Here is a 6,072-nt window from a genome sequence, read left to right on the forward strand (position 1 = left end):
GAAAAAGAACATTCTGCGGTCAAGGGGTATGCGACGACCGCAGCGGTCCGTTCTCTTGTCTTTGTTCGATTCAGGAGCCGTTCGATCGGAAAAAGATGCAGCCCTGCTCATGGTTCGTCCTTTCTTCTGCATCACGATTAATACCAGTGAATCTCATGATCTTTCATAAGACTATAAACGGGATTGCCCTCTGGCATTCTCCGAAAGGACTAACTCCAAAAGGTGCAGACAACAATTCCTTTCCCGGACGAACTCCATATGGGCGGTCAAAGTCCATAAAAGAGAAACCCTCACGACTTCTATGGAGTAATTGAAACGACCATCATGAAGTTGGCCGGGCACTTGAACTTTTTCAAACCCTCTGCGAAAAGGTTGGCGCGGAAAGGAGAACGATTAATATGAAACATCTGAACGAACGAATGGCCTGTTTAGGTCATTCGGAGATTCGCGCCATGACACAGGCGTGCATGCAGGAAAACGGTTTGAATATGGCGCAGGGGGTATGCGACACTCCGGTTCCTCCTGTGGTCATAAAGGCAGCGGCCCAGGCGATGGAATCGGGAAGGAATGTTTATTCCCGCTTCGACGGTCTGCCGGAGCTCAGAAACGCGCTTGCCGTCAAACTTCTTCGCGACAACGGAATAAAGGCTGATCCGGAAACCGATATCACCGTGAGTGCCGGGGCGACGGGTGCCTTCCATGCGGCCTGCCTTGCGCTCCTTACTCCGGGCGACGAAGTCATCCTCTTTGAACCGTATTACCAATATCACATCAGTGCTCTATTAGCGGTCGATGCAATTCCAGTCGTGGTGAAGATGCAGGCTCCGTCTTGGACGTTTGCTCTGGAAGACGTCGAACAGGCGGTGACCACGCGGACAAGAGCGATCATCGTCAATTCTCCTGGCAATCCATCCGGAAAAGTGTTTTCCCAACATGAGCTTGAAGGAATCGCTCAGGTTGCCACACGTCACGACCTTTTTATTTTCACCGACGAGATCTACGAATATTTTCTCTACAACGGATGTAGGCATGTGAGCATGGCCGCTCTCCCCGATATGGCTGAGCGAACGATCACCATCGGTGGCTATTCAAAAACCTTCAGCATTACAGGGTGGCGTATCGGCTACAGTGTCGCAGCTGAACGATGGGCGAAGGCGATAGGGGCGATGAACGACCTGCTGTACGTCTGCGCGCCGACGCCGCTGCAAGCGGGAGTGGCCATAGGGATTGGAGAGCTGCCCGATTCATTCTATGGGCAATTAGCGATGGATTACCAAGCAAAGCGGGATAGATTTTGTGCGGCATTGGCTCAGGCAGGTCTGAAACCCTCAGTTCCACAGGGGGCTTATTATGTACTAGCAGATGCTACCAGACTCCCCGGTGACACCGGAAAAGAACGGGCTATGCATCTCTTGAAGACCGTCGGTGTCGCAGGAGTCCCTGGAGAAGCCTTCTTCTCGGGACCCGAAGGCGCTCGGTTTATTCGGTTCAGCTATGCTAAGACAGATGCTGACCTCGACGAAGCTTGCCGAAGAATCGCACGACTCTCGTAGAAGGTTGTGAAGAAGCCAGAGGCCTGGGTGGCTGCGGCGTGAGAATCGTGAGAATGTAGTTGTTCAACTGTCTCTTAGGCACTGAGAAATTGTTCCTGAAGCCTTGTCCTATCGATATTCTCATGGTATGAAGTTCCTTATGCTCCGAAGAGGTTTCAATAATTCCTTGCTGATCGGTCTTGTTGTCGCGACTGCCGCTTGTACGGTTCCAGCGATTCAACCCGATGACTCCAAGATGCAGGATATCCCGGCTGTCTCCGGAACGGCGGAGGATCGCCGTATACTGGCCGGTGAATGGGAGTATGAAGACGGCGCGGTCGTTACCCTCACGCTCGACGAACAGGGGAACGGTACCTATCCGTGGAAAGATGGTCGCTTTGAAACAACCGCCCTGTCCGATCATAGTTGGCATGGCATGTGGTACCAGAAAGAGAATGACCGTGAGGGGGGATTCGCCGTTAAGTTCTCGCCTGATTATTCGGACGGCGAAGGTCGTTGGTGGTACACCCGCATAGGGGAAGACCATTCACCGGCTCAGGAAGGCGGTACCTTCCACCTGACGAGGAAATCTGCTAAAACCGCAGCGCTTGACAAGACTCCTGTTCCTTAGACCGCCGGCACGTTCTCCCTCCAGATGAATCAGCTCACAGAGGTCTGATTTGCCTCCCAGTCACAAATTTGAAAGTTATACCGTCAGCGAGCCACCCTTATACGCGACGGCCAGTGCGTCCATTCCTTGAACGGGCCTGGTCAGCCCGAGCCTGCAGCAATGACATGAAATTCGGTTCTGCTGTCGCGGCGACCGCGATCACGCCGGTGAATTGCGGGGCGGGTTGATTGAATGCCAACGGTTGGCCGGCCCCGTCGGAGACGCTTCCTCCGCTTTCTTCGATAAGAATCGCGCCGGCCGCCAGATCCCATTCATTTTCAGGCTCAATGGTGAGAACGGCTTGGACGCGGCCGGCCGCGACCGATGCCAGGGCATTGGCGATGGAATGCGCAGGTCGGCATTCAACACGGTCGAGGAAATCTGCCCAGCGGCCGCTGTTGAATTCTCTCGGACTCACCAGTACAAGCGGCTTGGATCGTAGACAAGGGGGTGGAACGAAGGGCTTCCCGTTTACCAAGAGACCCTGCGCGCGAACCGCGGTAAAAAGTTCATCGGTTGAAGGATTGAAGATGGCTCCCAGAATAGGACTATGTCCCTGAACCAAGGCGACCGAAATGCAAAACTCCGGCAGGCGATTAATGTACGCCCTGGTCCCGTCGATGGGATCAACGATCCAGACTCTTGTGCTGCCGAGGCGATTGTGATCGTCGGGAGACTCCTCGGAGAGCCAGCCGTCATCGGGAAAGTGTTCCTGTTGCATTTCAAACAGGATGCGATTGACCTCGAAGTCAGCCGTTGTCACGGGCGAGCGATCCTTTTTCGTGTGGACTTCGAAACCTCGATCCGCGAGGTCCAACGCCCGGCGGCCTGCTTGCTTGATTGTGGCAACGAGCTGGTTATACTCGCGTTGCATTGTGATAGGTTCTCCCTTCGCAAATCGATAGCCTAACAGGTCTCGCGTGTAGGAAAAAGCACAAGTCGAAACCAATGCACGGTTCCCCTTGACCCGTCCTGGAAATCTGCGTACAAGCGAGATACTGCGAGGACTTCCCCATATGAAACTCATCCAAAAACGCTCCCGAAAATCCGGTCTTCCCCCCGGGACCATCGTTCATATCGGTGAGAAGAAATCCGATGAAGTCACGGTTACGGCAATTCACTATTCAGGGAGCCGGTGCGATGAGCAGCAGATAGTACAGATGGACCGTCTGAGTCCGCCGGCCGACGAATCGGTCATATGGGTCAACGTGAACGGTGTCCACAACATGGATCTATTGGAGTCTTTGGGCAAACAGTTTTCGCTCCACCCTCTGCTGTTGGAAGACATCGCCAACACCGACCAGCGTCCGAAGCTCGACGATTACGATACATACTTTTCCATTGTCCTGAAGATGCTCACGTTAACAGAGCGTCATGATGTACTGGTCGAGCAGGTCAGCCTCGTCCTCGGACAAAACTTTGTCCTCTCTTTTCAAGAAAATGGGCTGGATGTCTTTCAGGTGGTCCGGGAGCATATACGGAGCGGCAAAGGCCGACTTCGCCAATCCGGAGCGGATTATTTGCTGCACGCGCTGGTTGATGCCATCGTTGACCAGTACTTCGCAGTGCTTGAATCTCTTGGTGAAAAAATAGAATCCCTGCAACACGTGGTCGTTGAAGATCCCAAGCCTGATACGCCCAGAAAAATCCATGCGCTCAAGCGGCAGCTGTTGTTGCTCCGCCGTGCGGTCTGGCCACTACGCGAAGTGATGAACAGTCTGTCACGATCTGATTCCCCATTTCTCCAGCCGAGCACGAAACTTTTCTTCCGCGACGTGTACGACCATGTCGTGCAAATTGTCGACACGATCGAAACACTTCGCGAAATGGTGTCGGCGAGTCTCGACATCTACCTGTCGAGCGTCAGCTACAGGCTGAATACGGTCATGCGCGTCCTGACCGTCATCACGACGATCTTCATGCCGCTCAGCTTCATTGCCGGCATCTATGGAATGAATTTCGAATACATGCCGGAGCTGGAAGCGGAGTGGGGGTACCCGTTGGTACTGGCCGTCATGGCAGCCGTGGGTATCGGGATGTTGGCGTTGTTTCGGAAAAAGGGATGGTTGTGAGGGGACTCCTGCGGCGGGAGTCCGGACCGCAACTGGTTCGACGCTTCTGTGACTCAGGAGCGCAGGTCCGTGAACAGCCAGGGAGCCTCAGCCTTTCGCCGGGTTTCGTACGAAGCAATCGCCGGCTCATGCTGCAAAGTCAAACCAATCGAATCCAAGCCACGATAGAGGCAATCTTTTCTAAAGGGATCGATCTCGAACCGAAAACTGTGGCCCGAGACCGTCGTCACGATCTGCTTGCCGAGGTCGACGGTCAATGTGAATCCCTGGGAACCGAGCGCATCTTTCATGAGTGTCTGGACTTCGTCCGGCTTCAATACCACCGGCAGGATGCCGTTCTGAAAACAATTGTTGTAGAAAATATCGGCAAAACTTGGCGCGATGACGCATCGGAATCCCTGGTCGAGCAGCGCCCAGGGAGCATGTTCGCGTGAGGACCCGCAGCCGAAGTTGTCGCGGGTCAGGAGGATCGTCGCGCCCTGGTAGCGCGGCTGATTCAGGAAAAACGAAGGATCAGGAGATCCGTCCTTTAAGCGGCGCCAATCGTAGAACAACCCCTCACGCAAACCGGTCCGTTTGATCGTCTTCAAGAATTGTTTGGGAATAATCTGGTCTGTGTCGACGTTGACCCGATCGAGCGGGGCGACCAATCCTGTCAAAGTTGTGAACGCTTGCACTCGTTCTCCTTAATGCGAAACGTAAGACGCTTGGGGCGGCAGGAGTGACAAAGGGTTCCCCCCCCTCGAGCCTTTTGCACCGGGCCTTACACCCATGAGTCAGGACCACGTCCTGATGTCGACGAAATGACCCTCCACTGCCGCGGCCACGGCCATGGCGGGAGACACGAGATGTGTCCGGCCGCCAGCACCCTGGCGACCTTCAAAGTTTCGGTTGCTCGTAGAGGCGCACCGTTCGCCGGGCTGAAGGACGTCGGCATTCATCGCGAGGCACATGCTGCAACCGGCTTCGCGCCACTCAAAACCGGCATCGGTAAAGATCTTATCCAGTCCCTCCTGTTCCGCCTGTTGTTTCACGAGGCCCGAGCCTGGCACAACCATCGCGCGCACCGTCTTGGCAACTTTCTTCCCCTTGGCGAGGCTTGCTGCCAACCGTAAGTCTTCGATGCGTGAATTAGTGCAGGAACCGATGAAGACTCTGTCGATGGCAATCGACGTGACGGGCATGTTCGGGCTTAATCCCATATACTCGAGCGCACGTTCAGTGGCGTGACGCGTTTTCTCATCGGGGATCGCATTAGGATCCGGTACCTTCTGGTCTATACCGGTTACCATGCCAGGGCTGGTGCCCCAACTGACTTGTGGCGCGATATCTTCGGCGCGCAGCACAACCGTTGCATCATACTTGGCATCGGGATCCGTCTTGAGGTGATCCCAGGCCTGTATCGCCTGCTCGAACAGATCACCCGCCGGTGCCAACGGCCGGCCTTTGATATATGCGGAGGTTTTGTCGTCCGGCGCTACCATGCCGGCTCTGGCACCCCCTTCGATCGACATATTGCAGAGGGTCATGCGTCCTTCCATGCTCAGTGCACGTATCGCCGACCCTGTGTACTCGATCACGTAACCGGTGCCTCCGGCCGTTCCGATCTTCCCAATGATCGCAAGAATGACATCTTTCGCCGAGCATCGATCCGAGAGGACGCCGTCAACCCTCACCTCCATCGTCTTGGGCCGTTTCTGAACCAAACATTGTGTCGCCAGCACATGCTCGACTTCGCTCGTGCCGATCCCGAAGGCCAAGGCACCGAACGCTCCGTGGGTTGACGTATGCGAATCAC

The 6,072-nt window shown here is 55.0% G+C and carries 6 protein-coding genes; 3 read left to right on the forward strand and 3 right to left on the reverse strand.

What is annotated here, in order from left to right; all coding sequences use genetic code 11:
* Positions 1-398: 398 nt before the first annotated feature.
* Positions 399-1,553, forward strand: coding sequence for a pyridoxal phosphate-dependent aminotransferase (locus ACWVCN_RS07305; protein WP_455244904.1), 1,155 nt, complete (start codon positions 399-401; stop codon positions 1,551-1,553).
* A gap of 139 nt (positions 1,554-1,692) precedes the next feature.
* Positions 1,693-2,163: a hypothetical protein gene (locus ACWVCN_RS07310; RefSeq protein WP_455244905.1), complete on the forward strand. Its 471-nt coding sequence runs from the start codon at positions 1,693-1,695 to the stop codon at positions 2,161-2,163.
* Positions 2,164-2,260: 97 nt separating this feature from the next.
* Here the strand turns inward: ACWVCN_RS07310 and ACWVCN_RS07315 are convergent, their stop codons facing one another.
* Positions 2,261-3,076: a 3'(2'),5'-bisphosphate nucleotidase CysQ gene (locus ACWVCN_RS07315; RefSeq protein ID WP_455244906.1), complete on the reverse strand. Its 816-nt coding sequence runs from the start codon at positions 3,074-3,076 to the stop codon at positions 2,261-2,263.
* Between the two features lie 142 nt (positions 3,077-3,218).
* Between ACWVCN_RS07315 and corA the strand changes: the two genes are divergently transcribed.
* Entirely contained in the window at positions 3,219-4,274 is a 1,056-nt protein-coding gene (corA, locus tag ACWVCN_RS07320; RefSeq protein WP_455244907.1) for a magnesium/cobalt transporter CorA, read from the forward strand.
* A gap of 53 nt (positions 4,275-4,327) precedes the next feature.
* On the opposite strand, the gene leuD is transcribed toward corA, so the two are convergent.
* On the reverse strand, positions 4,328-4,951 hold the full coding sequence (gene leuD, locus ACWVCN_RS07325; RefSeq protein ID WP_455244908.1) for a 3-isopropylmalate dehydratase small subunit: 624 nt from the start codon (positions 4,949-4,951) through the stop codon (positions 4,328-4,330).
* 99 nt (positions 4,952-5,050) lie between these two features.
* The coding region (gene leuC / locus ACWVCN_RS07330) for a 3-isopropylmalate dehydratase large subunit (protein WP_455244909.1) at positions 5,051-6,072 on the reverse strand (1,022 nt) is incomplete at its 5' end.

It is taken from the genome of Petrachloros mirabilis (genome assembly GCF_975968855.1).